Origin of the sequence: Mesorhizobium sp. M1C.F.Ca.ET.210.01.1.1 (genome assembly GCF_004791585.1) — a bacterium.
Lineage (GTDB): Bacteria > Pseudomonadota > Alphaproteobacteria > Rhizobiales > Rhizobiaceae > Mesorhizobium.
The window spans coordinates 1-466 of record NZ_SRUU01000107.1 but is presented as its reverse complement, the minus strand read 5'-3'; the positions used below and the strand labels follow the sequence as shown (position 1 = coordinate 466).

Sequence of the window (466 nt, the reverse complement as noted above, 5' to 3'; positions counted from 1 at the left end):
GGTCATTCAGCACCTCGACGCCGAGCATGAAAGCGTGCTCACCAGCATCATCCGGCGCTCCACTGCGATCGAAACCCAAACCGCGGCCGAAGGCATGGAGATCGAGTCCGACAAGATCTACGTCACGCCTCCCGGTGTGTCGGTGACGCTGCGTGACCAGCGCTTTCAGGTGGCCAGGATGGCCGCGCCGCGCGTCAGGCGCACGCCGGTCGACGATTTCTTCACCTCATCTGGCGGAGGAGCAGTCGAAGTCTGCGGCGGGCATCATCCTGTCCGGGACGAGCAGCGACGGCACGATCGGGCTCAGGACCATCAAGGAAACGCGGCGGCCTGACCTTGGCGCAAGAAAGTGCCGAATATGACGGCATGATGCGCAGCGCCGTCCAGAGTGCTTCTCGCGGAGGAAATGGCGGGCAAGGTGGTCGGCTATTTCCGCCACTCCAATCATACCGAAAGCGAACGCGAC

Annotated in this window: 1 protein-coding gene; it reads left to right on the top strand. The window is 63.1% G+C overall.

The window, feature by feature from the left end:
* On the top strand, positions 1-334 hold a 334-nt coding region (locus EN853_RS33125; RefSeq protein WP_135861342.1), incomplete at its 5' end, for a chemotaxis protein CheB.
* Between the last annotated feature and the right edge of the window lie 132 nt (positions 335-466).